General features: G+C 44.5%; 17 protein-coding genes. 9 read left to right on the forward strand and 8 right to left on the reverse strand.

Annotated elements, in window-relative coordinates; genetic code table 11:
- Window positions 1–54: 54 nt before the first annotated feature.
- Both ACXAGK_RS12785 and ACXAGK_RS12790 read left to right on the forward strand, forming a co-directional pair.
- Window positions 55–2,121: a M13 family metallopeptidase gene (locus tag ACXAGK_RS12785; RefSeq protein WP_474856519.1), complete on the forward strand. Its 2,067-nt coding sequence runs from the start codon at window positions 55–57 to the stop codon at window positions 2,119–2,121.
- A gap of 138 nt (window positions 2,122–2,259) precedes the next feature.
- Entirely contained in the window at window positions 2,260–2,952 is a 693-nt protein-coding gene (locus ACXAGK_RS12790; RefSeq protein ID WP_474856520.1) for a lysoplasmalogenase, read from the forward strand.
- Here the strand turns inward: ACXAGK_RS12790 and ACXAGK_RS12795 are convergent.
- The 4 genes from ACXAGK_RS12795 to ACXAGK_RS12810 all read right to left on the reverse strand — a co-directional run bounded on the left by ACXAGK_RS12795 (window position 2,949) and on the right by ACXAGK_RS12810 (window position 6,667).
- Window positions 2,949–3,347 carry an ACT domain-containing protein gene (locus tag ACXAGK_RS12795; protein ID WP_474856521.1) on the reverse strand — a complete coding sequence of 133 codons (399 nt, stop codon included), beginning with the start codon at window positions 3,345–3,347 and terminating at the stop codon, window positions 2,949–2,951. The two genes, ACXAGK_RS12790 and ACXAGK_RS12795, sit on opposite strands and share 4 nt — an antisense overlap.
- Before the next feature lie 61 nt (window positions 3,348–3,408).
- Window positions 3,409–4,788: an ATP-dependent RNA helicase DbpA gene (gene dbpA / locus ACXAGK_RS12800; RefSeq protein WP_474856522.1), complete on the reverse strand. Its 1,380-nt coding sequence runs from the start codon at window positions 4,786–4,788 to the stop codon at window positions 3,409–3,411.
- A 198-nt stretch (window positions 4,789–4,986) separates the two neighbouring features.
- Window positions 4,987–6,033, reverse strand: a complete 1,047-nt coding sequence (pyrC, locus tag ACXAGK_RS12805) for a dihydroorotase (protein WP_474804174.1) — start codon at window positions 6,031–6,033, stop codon at window positions 4,987–4,989.
- A gap of 97 nt (window positions 6,034–6,130) precedes the next feature.
- Window positions 6,131–6,667, reverse strand: coding sequence for a lipocalin family protein (locus tag ACXAGK_RS12810; protein WP_474804171.1), 537 nt, complete (start codon window positions 6,665–6,667; stop codon window positions 6,131–6,133).
- A 274-nt stretch (window positions 6,668–6,941) separates the two neighbouring features.
- Here ACXAGK_RS12810 and ACXAGK_RS12815 point away from each other — a divergent pair, with 274 nt between their 5' ends.
- Both ACXAGK_RS12815 and gloA2 read left to right on the forward strand, forming a co-directional pair.
- Window positions 6,942–7,892, forward strand: a complete 951-nt coding sequence (locus ACXAGK_RS12815) for an aldo/keto reductase (protein WP_474856523.1) — start codon at window positions 6,942–6,944, stop codon at window positions 7,890–7,892.
- Window positions 7,893–7,911: 19 nt separating this feature from the next.
- Window positions 7,912–8,295 (forward strand): SMU1112c/YaeR family gloxylase I-like metalloprotein, encoded by a 384-nt coding sequence (gene gloA2, locus ACXAGK_RS12820; RefSeq protein WP_474804165.1) that lies wholly within the window; start codon window positions 7,912–7,914, stop codon window positions 8,293–8,295.
- 69 nt (window positions 8,296–8,364) lie between these two features.
- Here gloA2 and ACXAGK_RS12825 read toward each other — a convergent pair whose 3' ends face one another.
- Both ACXAGK_RS12825 and ACXAGK_RS12830 read right to left on the reverse strand, forming a co-directional pair.
- A complete protein-coding gene (locus ACXAGK_RS12825) occupies window positions 8,365–9,180 on the reverse strand; it encodes a mechanosensitive ion channel family protein (RefSeq protein ID WP_474856524.1) in 816 nt (271 codons plus the stop codon).
- A 140-nt stretch (window positions 9,181–9,320) separates the two neighbouring features.
- On the reverse strand, window positions 9,321–10,538 hold the full coding sequence (locus tag ACXAGK_RS12830; RefSeq protein WP_474856780.1) for an MFS transporter: 1,218 nt from the start codon (window positions 10,536–10,538) through the stop codon (window positions 9,321–9,323).
- 336 nt (window positions 10,539–10,874) lie between these two features.
- On the opposite strand from ACXAGK_RS12830, the gene ACXAGK_RS12835 reads away from it, so the two are divergent.
- The gene (locus ACXAGK_RS12835) at window positions 10,875–12,824 is read left to right on the forward strand and encodes an alpha-amylase family glycosyl hydrolase (RefSeq protein ID WP_474856525.1); all 1,950 of its coding nucleotides are present in this window, start codon (window positions 10,875–10,877) and stop codon (window positions 12,822–12,824) included.
- A gap of 370 nt (window positions 12,825–13,194) precedes the next feature.
- A complete protein-coding gene (locus tag ACXAGK_RS12840; RefSeq protein WP_474856526.1) occupies window positions 13,195–13,422 on the forward strand; it encodes a hypothetical protein in 228 nt (75 codons plus the stop codon).
- A gap of 81 nt (window positions 13,423–13,503) precedes the next feature.
- Here the strand turns inward: ACXAGK_RS12840 and folE are convergent, their stop codons facing one another.
- On the reverse strand, window positions 13,504–14,187 hold the full coding sequence (gene folE, locus ACXAGK_RS12845; protein ID WP_474856527.1) for a GTP cyclohydrolase I FolE: 684 nt from the start codon (window positions 14,185–14,187) through the stop codon (window positions 13,504–13,506).
- A 162-nt stretch (window positions 14,188–14,349) separates the two neighbouring features.
- Here folE and folM point away from each other — a divergent pair, with 162 nt between their 5' ends.
- The 3 genes from folM (at window position 14,350) to ACXAGK_RS12860 (ending at window position 17,147) form a co-directional block, all read left to right on the forward strand.
- Window positions 14,350–15,057: a dihydromonapterin reductase gene (gene folM / locus ACXAGK_RS12850; RefSeq protein ID WP_474856528.1), complete on the forward strand. Its 708-nt coding sequence runs from the start codon at window positions 14,350–14,352 to the stop codon at window positions 15,055–15,057.
- A gap of 145 nt (window positions 15,058–15,202) precedes the next feature.
- Window positions 15,203–16,267 (forward strand): agmatine deiminase family protein, encoded by a 1,065-nt coding sequence (locus ACXAGK_RS12855; RefSeq protein WP_474856529.1) that lies wholly within the window; start codon window positions 15,203–15,205, stop codon window positions 16,265–16,267.
- On the forward strand, window positions 16,254–17,147 hold the full coding sequence (locus tag ACXAGK_RS12860; protein ID WP_474856530.1) for a carbon-nitrogen hydrolase: 894 nt from the start codon (window positions 16,254–16,256) through the stop codon (window positions 17,145–17,147). The genes ACXAGK_RS12855 and ACXAGK_RS12860 overlap by 14 nt, the downstream gene beginning before the upstream one ends.
- A 105-nt stretch (window positions 17,148–17,252) precedes the next feature.
- Here ACXAGK_RS12860 and ACXAGK_RS12865 read toward each other — a convergent pair whose 3' ends face one another.
- Complete coding sequence (locus ACXAGK_RS12865; protein ID WP_474856531.1) at window positions 17,253–18,302, reverse strand: Gfo/Idh/MocA family protein; 1,050 nt, start codon at window positions 18,300–18,302, stop codon at window positions 17,253–17,255.
- Between the last annotated feature and the right edge of the window lie 20 nt (window positions 18,303–18,322).

Below are 18,322 nucleotides of genomic sequence, written 5' to 3' on the forward strand. Positions count from 1 at the left end.
CTATAAGCGGCAAGTCCAAACATTGCCCAGTCAGAATGAAAAGGAAAACTCTAAATGTTACGTAGCGTTTTAAGCTTAAGCGTGGCACTGGCCTTAACGGCCTGTAGCCCACAAAATTCATCGACAGAACAACAAAACCAAAGCGCTGCCACTGAAGAAGCTCAGCAGCAGCTTTCTTCAGGCGTCATTAAAGAGAATATGGACCTGTCTGTAGACCCCGGTGATGACTTCTTCCGCTACGTAAACGGTAAGTGGTTTGATAATTTTGAAATACCAGCTGATAAGTCTAGTTACGGTTCTTTCGTTATTCTACGTGATGAAGCGCAAGACCACGTAATGGATATTATTAAGTCTTCTGCCGAAGGTGATTTTAAAGCGGGCAGTGACGAACAAAAAGTGGGTGATTTTTACCGTGCCTATATGGATATGGAAACCCGCAACGAACTTGGTACGACGCCGCTAAAGCCTGAGTTAACTAAGATTGAAGCCATTGAAGACTACACTGACCTTGCTGAGTATTTTGCTTATGCTGCTCGCTATGGCTACGGTACGCCATTCAGCCTAACTCAGTACCCAGATCTTAAGTCGCCGAAAGAATATCTGATGTACACGTGGCAAGCCGGCCTTGGACTTCCTGAGCGCGAGTACTATTTTAAAGACGACGAAACATCACAAACCATTCGTGACGCATACGTTAAGCATATTCAAACTATGTTTGAACTTGCGGGTTTCGAAGCACCAAAAGAAAGTGCCGATATGCTTTTCGAGCTTGAGACTAAAATTGCTCAACTGCACATGAAGAAAGAGCAAGCCCGTAACTTTGCCGCAAACTATAACAAGCTTTCGATTGAAGAACTTAAAGCATTGATGCCTAAGTTTAACTGGGATGCTTACCTTGCCGAAGCTGATATTAGCGACATTCCTTCGCTAGGTATTCTGCAAAAAGACTACATGCAAAACATTGATGGCGTCATAGCCGAAACCTCGCTAGAAGACTGGAAAACGTTTCTTAAATGGGGCGTGTTAAATGCTTCAGCTAGTCAATTAAATGCTGAGCTTGATGAAGCAAACTTCAATTTCTACAGCAAGGTGCTTCGCGGTGTAGAAGAACAGCAGCCTCAATGGCGTCGTGCAGTGAGTCTTTCAAACGCTCATGTTGGCGAGCTTATCGGAAAGGTTTATGTAAAACAGCATTTCCCGCCTGAAGCGAAAGACCGCATGATGGAAATGGTTAACAACCTACTGCTGGCTTACAAAGAAAGTATTGAAAACCTAGACTGGATGACAGATGAAACCCGCGCGCAAGCGCTGGACAAACTGTCTAAATTTACCGTGAAAATTGGTTACCCAGATCAGTGGAGAGACTATTCAGCACTGACGGTTAATGCCGGAGACTTATTTGGAAACCTAAAGCGTTCTTCGGACGTGCTGTACGAAGAAATGCTTAAGAAACAAGGCGGCCCAGTGTGGACTCACGAGTGGGGTATGACACCTCAAACCGTTAACGCTTACTACAATCCACCGCTTAACGAAATTGTATTCCCTGCAGCTATCCTACAGCCTCCGTTTTTTGATATGAACGCAGAGGACGCGGTTAACTACGGCGGCATTGGCGCGGTAATTGGTCACGAAATTGGTCATGGCTTTGATGATTCAGGGTCAACCTTCGACGGTGATGGCGTGCTTAGAAACTGGTGGACCGATGAAGATCGCAGCGAGTTTGAAGCACGTACGGCAAACTTGATTGAGCAATACAATCAATTCGAGGTCTTACCTGATTTGCACGTAAACGGTGAATATACCTTAGGTGAAAACATCGGCGACCTTGGCGGCATCAGCATCGCTCTTAAAGCTTACCACCTGTCTCTTGATGGTGAAAAAGCCCCAGCGCTAGATGGCTTTACTGGCGACCAGCGCGTATTCATCGGTTATGGTCAGGTATGGGCCAGCAAATACCGTGAAGAAGCCTTGCGCAGTCAGGTACAGACAGACACCCACTCCCCTACTAAATTCCGTACCAACGGCGCTGTGCGCAACGTACCAGAATTCTACGAAGCGTTTAACGTTACCGAAGAAGATGCGTTGTATTTACCACCAGAAGAACGCGTGAAAATTTGGTAATTTGCGTACTCTAAACACAGTACATAGAAAGTAGCGTACACAAAATTCGATAGCTAAAGCCCCATGTTTACTTCACCAAACTGGGGCTTTTTTTGTCGTGTTGAAGTGTATGACTGAGCAGGCTCAAAAAGGCTAAATATGAATGTGAGAACAACTATTGTCTTTAGCAGCTTAGCGTTGCTTTACTTGGCGACGCTGCCGCTTACCCCCTATATGGCTCAATTCTTACCCAAAGCTCTACCTATTGGGGTACTGGCAGTTTTCGCCTATATAAAACTTAGCGCCATGCCGCGATATATGGTGTTGATGGCGCTACTTTTTAGTTTTGCTGGAGATATTAGTCTGGCCTTGCCCTTTGCAGAAAGTTTTATATCAGGCCTGTCTTGCTTTTTTCTCGCGCACTTATCTTATACCGCGTGTTTTGCCAATCTAAATCGCCACAAACTCAAAGCGCTCTCAAGCGATATTATTTCACACAATGTGAAATGGCTAATTAGCCTTACCATTGTTAGTTTTACGGCAGTGATGGCCGGTCATATTCTGCCTGCATCAGGTTCGTTGTTTTACCCTGTAGTGGCATACATTAGCGTAATCACGCTGATGGGCTTAACCGCGGTGTGGTTAGCTCAAACCAAGCTAATCGTAACCGGTGCGTTACTGTTTGTGGCATCAGATGCCATTCTCGCCCAGTCGGTTTTCAAAACCCCGCTTCCACTGTCTACCTTTTGGGTAATGACAACTTACTATGGAGCACAATATTGCTTAACCATGGGGCTGGTTAATACGTTCTCGGGAAAAGAAAAAAAGCAGGAAGAGAATGGGAGGGCCTAGTGAGACAGCGAAGTTAAAACTTCTATCGCCAAGTCGACTTTTTCAGCTGGCACAAAAATGTGGTCGTGATAATAAGCGGCCACCACGTTGGCGCTAATTCCTGCCTTACCCAACGCGGTGGACATAGCTGCCGTCATGCCTACCGCTTCCAAACTAGAATGCACTTCACAGGTTATACAGCGGTAATAACCCTCAAATTGCAGGTTAGCTTTCTCGGCTGCGGCAACTGGAAGAATAAGCGTAGTGCCCTCGCGTTCCTGAAACATGCCCTTAGCTGCTGAAACCAATGTGCTTGTTAACCCGTCAGCAGGCAAAGTTGTGAAAACGTAATTTTCGCTACTTGCCACAGGATTCAGATTTTTCAGTAACACGCTCAAGTCAGTTTCAGCGACCACACTCAACCTTCCTTTGTATAACGTCAATACTTATTTATTGAAGCTCTTATTAAAGTTTTTATTAAAGCTTTCGGGCTCTAATACGTTTTCCTTTGATCTTTCCTTCTCTAAAGTGCGCCATGGCTTTTTTGACGCTTCGCGTTTTCACTGCGACAAAACTCATGCTGTTTTGCACTTTAATTTTGCCTAAGTCGTCGCCAGGAATGCCCGCATCTTTGGTAAGTGCACCTACCAAGTCACCAGGGCGAAGCTTTTCCTTTTTACCCGCGCTTAGTGAAATACAGGTAAAGTCAGGCTGGGTAATTTTATTTTTATGAAAACGTAAGCTTTGCGCACCTTTAAGCGGAATATCACTTTCTTGCAATACTTCGATCTTTCGTAAAAAGTGTTCTTCTTCCTCGCTTACTAGCGTTATCGCCATACCTTGAGCGCCCGCACGTGCCGTTCTGCCAATGCGGTGAATGTGGGTTTCCGGCTCTTCGCTTACTGTGTAGTTAATAACACAGGCAATATCATCGATGTCTAATCCGCGGGCAGCAACGTCGGTAGCAACAAGCACTTGTAGCGCGTCGCTTGCAAACTGCATAAGCACTGAAGTTCTTTGGTGCTGTTCCATATCTCCCTGAAGCCCTTTAGCGCTGAATCCATCTTCTATAAGCTCTTCAACAACTTCATTTACCTGCGTTTTACGGTTACAGAAAACAATGGCATTTTTAGGCTGATATTCGGTTAATACGGCTTTTAGCGCCTGCGTTCTGGTATGAGGCAACACGTTATAGCCTAACTGAGTAATTGCCGGCTTGCTCTCTTGCGCTTCTACTTTACAGGTTACTGGGTCATGCAAGTACTGCTTCGCCACACGCTCAATTTGCTCGGTGAAAGTTGCGGAAAACAATAGTGTTTGCACTTGCGTTGGCGTCTGTCCGAAGATAATGCGTAGATCATCTTCAAATCCCATGTCCAACATACGGTCGGCTTCATCAAGCACACGCAGCTTTACATTACTCAAATCAATACGGCGCTTTTCCACATGATCCATCACACGACCAGGCGTACCTACAATAATGTGCGGACTGTGCTTTAACGACTGAATTTGCGGCCCCATAGGCTGCCCGCCACATAAGGTGGTTACTTTAATATTACCGATATTTTTAGCCGCACTACGGCACTGCTGCGCTACTTGGTCGGCAAGCTCACGGGTTGGGCAAAGCATAATGGCTTGTGTAGTAAAATCGTTAACTTCAATGTGCTGCAAGGCTGGGATCACGAAGCATAAGGTTTTACCGCTACCTGTTTGCGCCTGACCAATCACATCTTTTCCCTGAAGCGCTTCGGGAAGCGACTGCGCCTGGATTGGAGAAAGTTGGTGAATGCCTTGAGAGTCTAGTGCTTTAACGATAGCAGGGTTTATATCTAAATGCTTAACTGTTTCAACGGTCATTAATTTGGGTTCCAAAAGTTAACTACACCATGTTCTATATGATGAGCTACGCCATATTCTTGGTTCATCATGCCACCTTTCGAAGAAAGTGAGATGATGGAAAAGTGTAAGTAAAATCGTTTGAATGGGTGTAGAAGAGCGTTTGTGCCCTTAAGGAAACGTTCCTCAGGGCACGCGTACAAACTGTATAGAATAAGCTTACGCTTGAAATGCTTTTTCTAATTTCCACTGTAGTGTTTGCCCCGCAAAAAATGGAACCATGTCGGTACCATCAGCTAGGGTTACCTGTTCTGGCACCGTCCAAGACTCTTTCACTAACGTCATTGTAGTTGTATTTCGCGGTAAACCATAAAAGTCTGCACCGTAATGGCTAGCAAAACCTTCAAGCTTGTCTATTGCACCTAGCTGCTCGAACACTTCTGCATAAAGCTCTATTGCAGACCATGCGCTGTAACAGCCTGCACACCCACAAGCATTCTCTTTTTTATGCTTAGCATGAGGTGCAGAATCAGTACCTAAAAAGAACTTCTTATTACCACTTGCCACCATATCGCGTAAGGCTTTTTGATGGGTATTTCGCTTAAGCACCGGCAGGCAATAGTTGTGAGGGCGTACACCACCAACTAGTAAATCGTTGCGATTAAGCAATAAGTGCTGAGGCGTGATAGTTGCGCCCACAAATTCGCTCGCGCCCGCTACGAAGCTAGCAGCATCTGCTGTGGTAATGTGTTCAAACACCACTTTCAGCTTAGGAAATGCTTCAACAATGGGACCTAAATGTGTGTCTATGAACACTTTTTCACGGTCAAAAATATCAATGTGATGCTCGGTAACTTCACCATGAATTAGCAAAAGCAAACCTTGCTCTTGCATGGCTTGGAATACCGGATATAAAGCCTGAATACCTTTTACCGCCGCGTCTGAATTAGTCGTCGCGCCTGCTGGATAAAGCTTACATGCGGTTACGCCTGCTTGCTTTGCATCGATAATATCCTGCGGCGTAGTTTGGTTGGTAAGAAATAAAGTCATTAACGGCTCAAAGTTACTGCCTTCAGGTCGCGCAGCCTCAATTCGCCCTTTATATGCCATCGCCATTTCAGCATTAACTACGGGTGGTACTAGGTTCGGCATAACGATAGCGCGTTGGAAACAACGCGCAGTTGCAGGCACTGTTTCAGCCAGCATTTCGTTGTCGCGAAAATGAAGATGCCAATCGTCTGGCGTAGTAATGTTGAGCGTTTGCATGCCTTGTCTCTCTTAATACTTATTCAAACAGAGGGGAATTGCGCGCAATAATAGCACAATTCCCAATTTGCGCGCAGAACAACTCGCTTGATAGCAGCTATGATTTCACTTGGCCGTGCTCTACCCAAATAAGCTTACTAACATCGTACCCAGCCGCGGTCGCTTTTTCTAATAAACGCATGCGAACTTCGTCTGAAATTGAAGGTGTCCGCGCTAATATCCAAAGGTAATCTTTATCCGGGCCTGTTATCAGTGCATATTGATAACCTTCTTTGTCTAGTTCCATAATGACATAGCTCGCGTAAAACGGGCCAAAGAAGGACACCTTTAAATGTCCTGTGGTTTCGTTCTCTACAAAATACGCTTTGCCTTCGGCTTCATCCCACTTACCTTCTTCTTTTGAATAGCCGCGATTAATCACTTTCACGCCACCATCATCGCGCATACTGTAAGTTGCTGTAACTTCAGTTAACCCTTCTTCGAAGCTATGATCAAAGCGCGCGATCTCGTACCACTCCCCTAAATACCTAGGAAGTTCGAAACCTTTAACTGGCTTTACGTTTTCCGGTACTCCGGTGCAGCCAGCTAACCCAACAAGTAGTGCAATTGCCAATAAAAACCATTTTTTCAACATAAACCCTCTTCTCTTGTGATGAGTTTGTAGCGATGAATATTCACTACGATATTAAAACGCCTACACCAGCAGTTGTGATCTTTATTGCTAATTCACACCATAAATATCCTAAGCGTTAACTGTCGCTAGTTAAAAGACACTCGACTAATCAAGCTTTTATTATTCAACACGTCATACTAGAGTACAGCCCAGTTGATAATAAGAATAAGCGCCAAAGCTTCTATGAGTGCAAAGGCAATTTTGTTCACTCACACCTTTAAAGGGAGAAAACTATATGAATGCACACTTTCCACATGCAAGCCGCCTAATTTATGGATGTATGGGCTTAGGTGGTGGTTGGAATAATGACCCCGTCACTAAAGCCGATGTTACCCAAGCAAGATCAATCATCGACGCTGTACTAGACTTAGATATTAACGTTTTTGACCATGCCGATATTTACACATTCGGTAAAGCAGAAACTGCCTTTGGTGAAGCCCTGAAGCAAGCGCCAGAGCTTAAAGATCAAATGATTATTCAATCTAAATGTGCAATACGCTTTGAGGACGATTTAGGACCAAAGCGCTATGATTTCTCGGCAAATCATATTCACACCTCGGTCGAAGGTATACTTTCTCGTTTAGGTATCGAGCAACTCGATATACTGTTGCTCCACCGCCCCGACCCGCTTATGGAGCTAGAAGAAGTGGCTGGCACCTTACTACTGCTGCAGCAACAGGGAAAGATTAAGCACGTAGGTGTGTCTAATATGCATGGGCACCAAATAAACTACCTTCAATCAGCACTGTCGACACCTATTGTAGCTAACCAACTTGAAATGAGTCTTGGCTTTAGAGACTGGTTAGAAGACGGAATAACCAGCAACAGCGCGGCTAATCGCAATATAGGTTATGCCCCCGGCACGCTTGAATACTGCATGATGAATAATGTTCAGCTTCAGGCTTGGGGAAGCTTGGCTCAAGGAAAATATACAGGGGCGAAAACCGAGACTAGTGCAGATGCAGCTACCGCAGATTTAGTGGCACAGCTTGCAAGCGAATATCAAACAACGCCTGAAGCCATTGTTCTAGCATGGTTAATGCGACACCCTGCCAATATCGCGCCGGTGTTAGGCAGCACTAATATTGAACGAATCAAATCTAGCCAGAAAGCGATGGACGTTCATCTTTCTCGCGAACACTGGTACAAGTTGTTTGAAGTCGCTCGTGGCCAAGAAATGCCATAAGCACTAGTAAGGAAATAGCATGCTAAAAGGCTTTCACCATGTTGCTATTATTTGTAGTGACTATCCCCGTTCAAAAGCGTTTTATACCGAGGTGTTAGGGTTCTCCATCATTGACGAAAATTACAGAGAAGCCAGGGACTCATATAAATGCGACCTTGGCCTGCCTGACGGTAGTCAAATTGAGTTATTTTCGTTTCCAGGGGCACCGCAAAGACCTTCGCGCCCGGAAGCACAAGGGCTTAGACATTTGGCATTTAAAGTAGACAACCTTGATGAAATGATTGATCACTTAACTAACAAGCGTGTGGAATGTGAGCCGGTTAGGACCGACGAATATACCGGTAAGCGCTTTACGTTTTTTCAAGACCCTGACGGGTTACCGCTAGAACTTTACGAATTATAAAAAAATGCCGAACGGCTGAGTGGCTGTTCGGCATTTATCTAACAATAGGTCTGCTAAAATAACCTTATCCTAGTCCAGCATTCTGACTTCTCGTTGCGGGAATGGAATATCAATATTGTGCTGTTGAAGCGCGTTAAAAACGGCTTGATTAAGCGCATAGCGCACTTCGAAATGCCTTGTCGCAGGAGCCCAAACTCGAACTCCAAAATTAATACTGCTGTCACCAAAATTATCGACACCAATAGCAGGTGCTTTTTCTGCACTAACACCGTCAACAGATGCAACCGCATGCCGAATCACTTCAATGACATTATCTACATTACTGGAGTAAGCAACGCCTATCTCGAGTTCTATAAGCATGTTTTCAGCAGAGTTATGCAAGATTTCCCCAACAATTAGCTTATTGGGAATCTGTATGTGCACGTTATCTTCATCAATAAGAATGGTATAAGGCAGCATAACCTGATCAACAACGCCAGCTACGCCACGAACGCGAATAGTATCCCCAACGACAAACGGGCGGGTAATGATTATCGTAAAACCTGCGGCGTAATTTGCCAGCATGCCCTGAATAGCAAGACCGGCACCTAGCCCCACTGCACCAAGTGCCGCTATTAACGGGGTAACGCTTATCCCCACGTTACCAAGCGCGATAATGATGACTATACCAAGTACCACCAGCTTGCATATACCGCCGGTAAATCGGCTAAGCGTGATATCAATCTTCTTGCTCACCATGAGGTTTTCAACTACATGGCCTATTTTATTTGCCACCCACCAGCCAAGTAAGAAAATGATAATGGCACCTACAATTTGGAAACTGTAGGTCACAGCAAATTCAACCAGCGTGTCGTAAAGGGCTTGGGCTTGTTTTAATTCATCCATGGGACGTTATTACAGATTGATAAATGAGGGAATATTGGGAAGCTTAAACAACAACGCTACGAAAAACCAGTGCCGAACATAAGTCCGGCACGTTTAGGTTAACTAACACCGCGAGCGACTAGCCTCGCGGTTATTTTAACTTAGTTAGCGTACTCACTCGCTTCAATTTCTGCTAAACGCTCTTTGGTGGGGTTCTTAACGAAGTTAAATACTAAGCCGATAAACAGCAACGCGGCAAAACCCGTGGCGACCATGAAGCCGTATTTTGCATCACCGCCGTTAGCGTCACTTACAAGCCCCATGATAAAAGGGCCAGCCGCTGCGCCAGCAGCAGTAAAGAACAATATAACTCCTGCCACACTACCGTGTTGATGTTTAGGGAAGCAGCTTATTCCCTTTGAATTGAACGTAGGGTAAATGACCGACATGAAAATACCTGTGAGTGGGAACAAATAAAGCGCGAGCTGCTTTCCACCCCATAACCCCAAGCCGAAGCACAGTACTATAGCGCCTGTAAACAACATCAACACCAACGCCCAGTTGAAGCGAGACATCATCCAAATTCCCAAGAAACGGCCTGCGGCACGCAAAATAAAAAATGCGGTTACCGAATAAATAGCCAAAGTTTGAGAAAACCCCTCACTGTAACAGTCGTAGGTCGCTTTAAGCGTAGTTGCGTCGCATACTAGGTAACTAGGCATCCACACGTAGATAGCACTCTCTGCCGCAACATATAAAAATGCGCCAATTGAAAAGCCTAACGCGTAAGGGTTTTTTACCAGTTTTAAGCTTTGCGCAATGGATACTTTATTTTCACCAGAAGACGTGTCACGAGAATAAGCCGGGTATTTGACCAGCAGCGCACCGACAATAAGAACAGTACAAACGCCGCCCGCAATAACGTAAAGCCATTGCCATGCTACTCCTTGATGGATAAGGTAGGCTACAATTAAAGGGCCTATAATCGCGCCAACACCAAAGAAAGCTTCTGCACCGTTCATCGTTGCAGTATGTTGTTTTGTTGAAGTTGAAATGTCACCAATAAGGGCCAGCGCACCTGTTTTGAAAATACCAACGGCCACCCCTGACAAGCTCATCAAACTAACAATCAACATAAAGTCATTAGCAATAAGGAAGCTGTAACAAGCTAACCCAAACAATGCTAACCCTATAATAATGGTTGGCTTACGACCTAACTTATCGGCTAGAAACCCCAAGAACAAACCAGAAAGGGCGATACCCAGCATAGGCAGAGAATGCATTAAACTTGCTTGCGCATTCGTGACGGAAAACGCCACCTTCACTTCTTTGATAATCTCGCCTACTGAATCTGATGTCATCGCAAACATCATAAACATTAGGTAGGTTAACCACCGGATAATTCTGCTACTACGGTCTTGGTTAGGCATAGTCAGTCTCACAACAGCGGCATGACGAAAATTTATATCCGTATGCACGTATAAAAAAACATGTCAGTTTTGACAAACAATAGATGTTTGAAGCACTGACTTATTTCACATATTTAGTAATCAAAAACGACGATGTAATAAATTTGATAACAAATTTAACATCTCATTTGGAAAAATTAACTTAATCGTTTAAGATGAAAGTTAACAGAATTTAAAAAGCCTGTAAACCTGTTAATTAGAATAGGTTCGCTAGCCCTTCAACCGCGTCATACTATGGAGTTTTCTATGAGCTACGCTGCCGATAGCAGTATGTGTTTAGAGCGCATCTTGGCATCTACCGATTTATCTGGACTTACCAAGAAAGATGCAACGACGTTTACCCAGCGATTAAAAGCGCATTTCCCTCGACTTTTTAAACATTATACCTGCGTCTATGGACATCAGTATGACTGCTATTTTCATTTACAAAAACTCATTGAAATATTAAGAGATGGGTTAAAAAGTCGAAAGCCAGCGCTTAAAAAGCTTGATAATGAAAGGCTAAAAGCTCCCTTGTGGTATCGCGACGAGCGACAGGTAGGCATGGCCTGCTATGTAGATTTAATGGGGCCAACGCTAAAAGACTTACACGATAAAATTCCTTATTTTAAAGCGCTAGGTGTAACCTATGTACATTTAATGCCGCTATATGACGCGCCGCAAGGTGACAGTGACGGCGGCTATGCTGTTTCGGACTACCGCAAGGTAAATCCCTCTTTAGGTACTGTGAAAGATTTGGAAAAGCTTTCGTCGGCCCTGCAAAAGGAAGGAATTAACCTGGTGCTAGATTTTGTGTTTAATCACACCTCTGATGAACATGCGTGGGCAAAAGCGGCATTAAATGGCGACAAGCAATATCAAAATTACTACTACTTATTTGATGACAGAACTATTCCCGATCAATATGAACAAACGTTAAGAGAGATTTTTCCTCAAGTTAGAAGAGGCAGCTTTACTTTTAACGAACAGATTGAAAAATGGGTTTGGACGACCTTCAACAGCTTTCAGTGGGATTTAAACTACAGCAACCCTGAAGTTTTTAATGCCATTACCTCTGAAATGCTATTTCTAGCTAACATTGGTAGCGCAGCGTTACGTTTAGACGCACTTGCGTTTATTTGGAAAGAAGTGGGGACCGACTGCGAAAATCAGGAGAAAGCACACGTACTGATTCAAGCGTTCAACTGCTGTTTGCAAATTGTTGCGCCAGCGGTGGTATTTAAGTCAGAAGCTATTGTTCATCCAGATGAGGTGCTGAAGTATATCGATAAAGATGAATGCCAGCTTTCTTATAACCCGTTATTAATGGCATTACTGTGGAACTCTTTAGCTACACGTAAAACACGCCTGCTCACACACTCTATGAAAAAGAGCTTCGCTATTTCAAACGAGTGTACTTGGGTTAACTACGTACGCTGTCACGACGACATAGGCTGGACGTTCGATGATGCTGTCGCTAATCAATTGGGTATAAACCCCTTCGATCATCGCTATTTCCTCAACCAATTTTACACTGGTCGCTTTGAAGGAAGTTTTGCTAACGGCGTGCCATTTGCAGAAAACCCAAGTAATGGCGATTGCCGTGTATGTGGTTCACTGGCATCGTTATGCGGCTTAGAAGGGGCACTTAAAAACGATGATGCACAAGGTATCGACGAAGCCGTGAAACGCATGCTGTTATTATACGGAATAACCTTCAGTATAGGCGGTATTCCATTGCTTTATTCAAGCGACGAAATTGGAAAGCTAAACGACTACAGCTACCGTCAAGACGAAAGTAAAAAACATGACGACAGATGGGTTAATCGCATCGCAGTCAATGAAGAAGATACCGCATTGGCTCTAGGCCAGACAGCACCTTCTGGTAAAGCGGAAGTCGCGAGCCTTCGCGTATTTAAAGGCTTGCAAAAAATGATCGAAACGAGAAAACAGTATTCGGTTTTTGGCCAAGCTCAAACACATATATTAGATTCTGACAATCAACACTGTTTTGTTTTTATGCGCGAGAATGATGCAGGTGAAAAGCTCCTTGTTATCTGTAATTTCAGTGAACATGAGCAACAGCTTCAGCGTTCTCTATTGGCGACAGTCAACTGTACATCGACCACAGACCTGCTGTCAGGTGAAACTGTGACTATGGAAGCTGCACCTTTATTACTCGCCCCCTATCAGCAGCTATGGCTTTTAGCCAACTAACGCGACCTTTCATACATTGTGACCCACTCGTTGTACCCATCGCGGCGGGTGGGTTACCGCCAATAAAATTAATTAGCTTCGAAGCCAACGACTTACGAAATAACCTTAAATTACACAGGCAGTAAAAGAATTACGGACTATACTTTAGTCGTGGATAAGGGTTATCCAAAATCTTTGTGAGATAATCCCGCAAGGCGGCTATTCAGCTTATTTACAGGCTAGTTAACGCGAAAGTAGCGCTTAACCGATGTGTGTGGTTTGTATCTTGCAGATTTTTAGCTTTTCTCTTTTAAAAGCTAAAACGTCGAGGTAATACAAATTACTTTTTCACACACTGGTTTTCGACTTACGTCATATGGATATGTAAAACATGGTAACGGATAAAGCTATGCAAAGTGTTAAAGCATTGGAATACATGTGCCCCTATTGCGGCGCAATTAATGATTTTCAACTAAACGCATCTCGAGACATGTACCTCGAACAACATGAGTCTTGTGGTTGTTGTAACAAAGTACTCAGTCTTATTCCCGCCGATGGTATTGGTGGCCGAATTAATCTTGTTGTTGACGCTTTAGATAGCGAACACCTTTTCAAGTAAGAAATCATGCTAGGTATCTACGAAAAAGCCGCTTTAAAAAGCGGCTTTTCTAGTTTATCAGTGAAGCCTTTCCCGACTTGCTTAACGGAAAAACTCTCGTTTCAATTCGCTGTCTGTTAAGAAACGGCCACCTAACGCTGACGTCTTCGTGTAGGAATTAGTATCTCGAATTCCTCTCGCTTTTACGCAATAGTGCGTAGCGTTGATACTTACAGCAACATCTTCTGTATTCGTCAAGGTTTGCAGTGCAACTAACACCTGCTGCGTTAAACGCTCTTGTACCTGAGGACGTTGAGCAAAGAAGCCTACAAGACGGTTTATTTTTGAAAGACCTATCACCGTATCTTTAGGTATGTAAGATACTGTGGCTGTGCCATCAATGGTTACAAAGTGATGCTCACAGGTACTTGTTAAGCTAATGTCAGATACTTGAACAGGCTGGTCTATCTGCATTTTGTTTTCAATAGCAGTAATCTTAGGGAACTTGCGGTAATCCAAGCCTCCAAAAATCTCATTGACGTACATTTTGGCAATACGGCTAGGCGTGTCGCACAAGCTGTCATCAGTAAGGTCAAGTCCAAGCGTGTCCATTACGTCACGCATAGCACTTTCAATTCGTTGGCGCTTTTGTTCGTCAGAAAGACCATTAGCCACCATAGGCGTTTCTAAACCCTTGGATTCTAATGCTTCACGTACACGTTGTGCCGGCTCTGATATAGAGGGGTCTAGTGCATCACGCACAATTACCGCTTCTTTTGCTAACATTGCTTTATCCGTTGTTACTGCTTTTTTTGAACTGATACGCCTTTCAACTCGTAAAAGTTCGGTTATACGACAACATGACTTTTATTTAATGTTGTTGCTACCACACGTGCATTTAGCACGGAATAATAAAACTGTTACCTCTTAGAAAAGAAGGACACTATCTTGAACTCACCTGTACTGATAACAGGCGCCAGCCAACGATTGGGCTTAGCGATGGCCGAAAGTTTACTCGAACAAGGTCATCGCGTTGTTGTGACTTATCGAACGCATCGCTCAAGTATTGCAATGCTTGAAGAAAAAGGTGCAACAGTCTTACAGGCGGATTTTAGCACTGAGGCGGCTATTGATCGAGCAATTGATGAGATTAAGGCAATCAGTAAAACCTATCGAGGGATCATTCACAATGCATCAGATTGGGCTCAAGAGAAAGATAATGGTAATAAGCAACACTTAATTGAACGCATGATGATGATTCATGCGGTTGTTCCCTATCGCATTAATTTAGCATTAGAAGAAGCGCTGTGCGGTTGTGAAGAACAAGCTGACATTATTCACATGACTGATTATGTGCAAGATACCGGCAGTGAAAAGCATATGGCTTACGCGGCGAGTAAAGCTGCGTTGCATAATCTCACTTTGTCTTTTGCAAAAAAGCTGGCCCCAAAGGTGAAAGTGAATAGTATTGCACCGGCTCTACTCATGTTTAATGAAGGTGACGATGAAGCTTATAAACAAAAAGCAGTGAAGAAGTCGCTACTCGAAATAGTACCGGGTGCCCAAGAGGCTGTTAAAGCCATGCGTTATCTATTTGACAGCGACTACGTGACAGGCCAAACACTTCACCTTAATGGTGGGCGACATTTAAAGTGAAATTATAGCCTTTAAGCTAGGCTTACGTTTTAGGTGGTTTAAATTAATCGTCACCGCCAATTAATTTCATCGCCATTAGCCTTGGTCTGGTACTGCGGCATGGCTATAATCCACTCCCTATTTTAAAGCGACTTGGATTTCTACTATGAACGGCAACCGTATTATGGCGCCTGAATGGCACGACATTGATGCTGTTATGTTGGCATGGCCACATGCACAAACCGATTGGGCTCCATGGTTGGAAGAAGCAAGAGCAACCTACCTGAATGTGATTGCAGCAGTGAACCGCAATAACGCGGGTGTCATTTTATTATGCGCGCCAAGTGACGTTGCTGATCTTAAGCCCCGTTTACCCGAAAATGCCCGAGTGCTTATTGTTCCTGCATCCTTTAATGATACTTGGATGCGCGACTACAGCTTTATCACGTGTAAAGACAGTGAAGGTAACGGCTCGCCCGTAGAATTTCGTTTCAACGGTTGGGGTAACAAGTTCAACGCTTCAGAAGATAACCTTGTCAATCAGCGTTACCTCGCCGCCATGTGCAATTCTGCGCTGCGCAGCAGCCCTATTGTGGCAGAAGGCGGTGCGTTAGAGATTGATGAAAACGGGCACCTATTAAGTACTGCTCAGTGCCTACTAAACCCTGAACGCAACGGAGATATGTCGCTAAGCGCTTACGAAGATACCTTTAAAGATATGCTGGGCTGCAGTAAGGTCACCATATTGCAGCATGGGCATTTAGAAGGCGATGATACAGATGGCCATATTGACACCCTAGTGCGCTTTACCCCGAATAAAGGCTTAGTAGTTCAGGCGTGTAACAACCGCCCTAATGATAATCACTTCGAAGGTTTGAAGGCGTTATGTGACGAGTGCGCCCTTGAATTGCCTGAACATAAACAATTTCATTTACCGCTGCCTCATATAGTAAACGATGAAGGAGATCGCTTGCCGGCATCGTACGCAAATTACTTGATTTGTAATAACGCGATTTTGTTGCCTGTGTATGGTGAAAAAGAAGATGCTGAAGCCATCGAGACTGTGCAAAAAGCACACCCCAATCATATTGTTGAACCAATTGATTGTAGTGTACTCGTAAGACAATACGGCAGCTTGCATTGTATTTCTATGCAAGTACCCACAGATACGTTAAAAGATTCGATTATCACCACCTTAAAGAAAGGAGTGTCATTACATGCGCCCAGCTAAGCTAAAAGTGGGTCTGGTACAACAGGCCGTTGCCGATAACGATAAAGCAACGAACTGGAATAAAAGTGCCGAGCAAATTGCGAAATTAGCGGCTGAGGGCTGCGAGTGTATTCTGCTACAAGAACTGCACAGTACCCTGTATTTTTGCCAACAAGAAGATACTGACGCCTTTGATTTGGCTGAACCAATACCAGGTCCAGCGACAGACTTTTTTGGTGAGCTAGCCGAAAAACACAATATCGTTTTAGTGACGTCGCTTTTTGAAAAACGCGGCTCAGGTTTGTATCACAACACCGCAGTCGTGTTTGACCGCAGTAAAGAAATTGCGGGCAAATACCGTAAAATGCATATTCCTGACGACCCTGGTTTTTACGAAAAGTTTTACTTTACGCCGGGCGATATGGGCTTCACACCAATTGAGACCAGTGTAGGCAAACTTGGCGTCTTGGTATGTTGGGATCAATGGTACCCAGAAGCAGCTCGCCTGATGGCAATGGCAGGTGCAGACTTGCTGTTCTACCCAACGGCTATCGGCTGGGATTTAACTGACACAGCAGAAGAGCGTAGCCGCCAACACGGTGCATGGGAAACCATTCAGCGTTCTCACGCTGTGGCAAACTCGGTACCGGTTATCGTGGCAAACCGTACTGGCTTTGAAGCGTCACCTGTTGAAGGTGACCCAGGCATTCAGTTTTGGGGACAAAGCTTTGTAGCAGGCCCGCAAGGTGAGATTTTGGCAAAAGCCGAAGCTGATGGTGAAACTACGCTAACAGTAGAGCTTGATATGGAACGTACCGAACAAGTTAAGCGCATTTGGCCTTATTTCCGCGACCGCCGCATAGACGCCTACGACGAACTAACCAAGCGCTGGCGCGACTAACCCAAACAAAGGGGTCAGAGTCAGCTCTCTGACCCCCTCACTGTTTACTTCGGCTTTTATAAGAAAGGCCAAAGTCCAAATGTCCTGCTGACTCTGACCCCATTTTTACACCATTTCTTTTTCACCGCCGTTTTTCGCTGAGCGATAAATAGCGTTTAGTAGCGCAATCGATCTACGCCCTTCAAATCCATCCACAAGCGGCTTGGTGCCGTTATCAAGGGCATTTAATACATCTTCGAAGTTTCTCTGATGCCACACGAAATCGATAGCGGATGGATCAGCCGCTCCAGCTCCCGCTTCATTTTCAGAAAGCCCATACTTGCATCTGATCTCTTCGTCTTCCTCACTTTCATCAGCAAACTCCCAGACTCGAAATTTGTCGTCACTCATAAAAACAGAGCCCTGAGAGCCAGTGATTTGTATCTCTGCCGGATGACCGCTTTTAGACCAGCAAGCTGTTGAACCTTGAATAACGCCTAATGCTCCGTTTTCAAACTCTAGCATCGCAATTCCAACATCCTCCACTTCTATACCATCATGGGCCACCAGCCTGGTTTCTGCTCGCACAGACTTTACATCACCCATTACATAAAGGAGTAAATCAATTGTATGAATTGACTGGTTCATCAACGCGCCACCGCCATCAAGCTTCCAAGTACCACGCCAGGCACCGCTTTCATAATACTCTTGGGTTCGCCACCATTTAATATAGGCATCTGCCATGGCAATGTTGCCGAAGCGCCCTGTTTCTAAAGCTTGCTTAAGTAACTGTGATGATGCATTAAACCGACGAGGGAAAATGCCCGCAAGCATCACTTCGTTTTCAGCACACACCGCAATCATTTCATCGACTCTGTCAGCTGTAACTTCCAGCGGCTTTTCACAAATGATGTGCTTGCCCGCTTTTGCGGCGGCGGATATAGGCTCTAAATGAAAGCCTGATGGCGTGCATATAGTAATGATGTCAATATCAGGAGACGTTATAAACGACGTATAGTCGTCGTAAGGTTTACAGCTATGCTTTTTAGAGAACGCATTCGCTTTATCAATTGAACGTGAATAAATCCCTGTTAGTTCTGCATTGGGAATAGTGTGGATGGCCTTAGCGTGAAAATCCGCAATCATGCCTGCGCCGACAATTCCGAATCGATACATTTTCTTGTTCCTTTTTTGTT

Source organism: Alteromonas sp. ABM1_013 (genome assembly GCF_056160505.1).

Coding starts and splice junctions, on each gene's coding strand:
- ACXAGK_RS12835 (WP_474856525.1), top strand. CDS start 10,875: ATGAGCTACGCTGCCGATAGCAGTATGTGTTTAGAGCGCATCTTGGCA.
- ACXAGK_RS12855 (WP_474856529.1), top strand. CDS start 15,203: ATGAACGGCAACCGTATTATGGCGCCTGAATGGCACGACATTGATGCT.
- ACXAGK_RS12785 (WP_474856519.1), top strand. CDS start 55: ATGTTACGTAGCGTTTTAAGCTTAAGCGTGGCACTGGCCTTAACGGCC.
- ACXAGK_RS12865 (WP_474856531.1), bottom strand. CDS start 18,302: ATGTATCGATTCGGAATTGTCGGCGCAGGCATGATTGCGGATTTTCAC.
- folE (WP_474856527.1), bottom strand. CDS start 14,187: ATGTTAGCAAAAGAAGCGGTAATTGTGCGTGATGCACTAGACCCCTCT.
- ACXAGK_RS12840 (WP_474856526.1), top strand. CDS start 13,195: ATGGTAACGGATAAAGCTATGCAAAGTGTTAAAGCATTGGAATACATG.
- ACXAGK_RS12810 (WP_474804171.1), bottom strand. CDS start 6,667: ATGTTGAAAAAATGGTTTTTATTGGCAATTGCACTACTTGTTGGGTTA.
- gloA2 (WP_474804165.1), top strand. CDS start 7,912: ATGCTAAAAGGCTTTCACCATGTTGCTATTATTTGTAGTGACTATCCC.
- ACXAGK_RS12830 (WP_474856780.1), bottom strand. CDS start 10,538: ATGTTTATGATGTTTGCGATGACATCAGATTCAGTAGGCGAGATTATC.
- pyrC (WP_474804174.1), bottom strand. CDS start 6,033: ATGCAAACGCTCAACATTACTACGCCAGACGATTGGCATCTTCATTTT.
- dbpA (WP_474856522.1), bottom strand. CDS start 4,788: ATGACCGTTGAAACAGTTAAGCATTTAGATATAAACCCTGCTATCGTT.
- ACXAGK_RS12825 (WP_474856524.1), bottom strand. CDS start 9,180: ATGGATGAATTAAAACAAGCCCAAGCCCTTTACGACACGCTGGTTGAA.
- ACXAGK_RS12860 (WP_474856530.1), top strand. CDS start 16,254: ATGCGCCCAGCTAAGCTAAAAGTGGGTCTGGTACAACAGGCCGTTGCC.
- ACXAGK_RS12790 (WP_474856520.1), top strand. CDS start 2,260: ATGAATGTGAGAACAACTATTGTCTTTAGCAGCTTAGCGTTGCTTTAC.
- ACXAGK_RS12815 (WP_474856523.1), top strand. CDS start 6,942: ATGAATGCACACTTTCCACATGCAAGCCGCCTAATTTATGGATGTATG.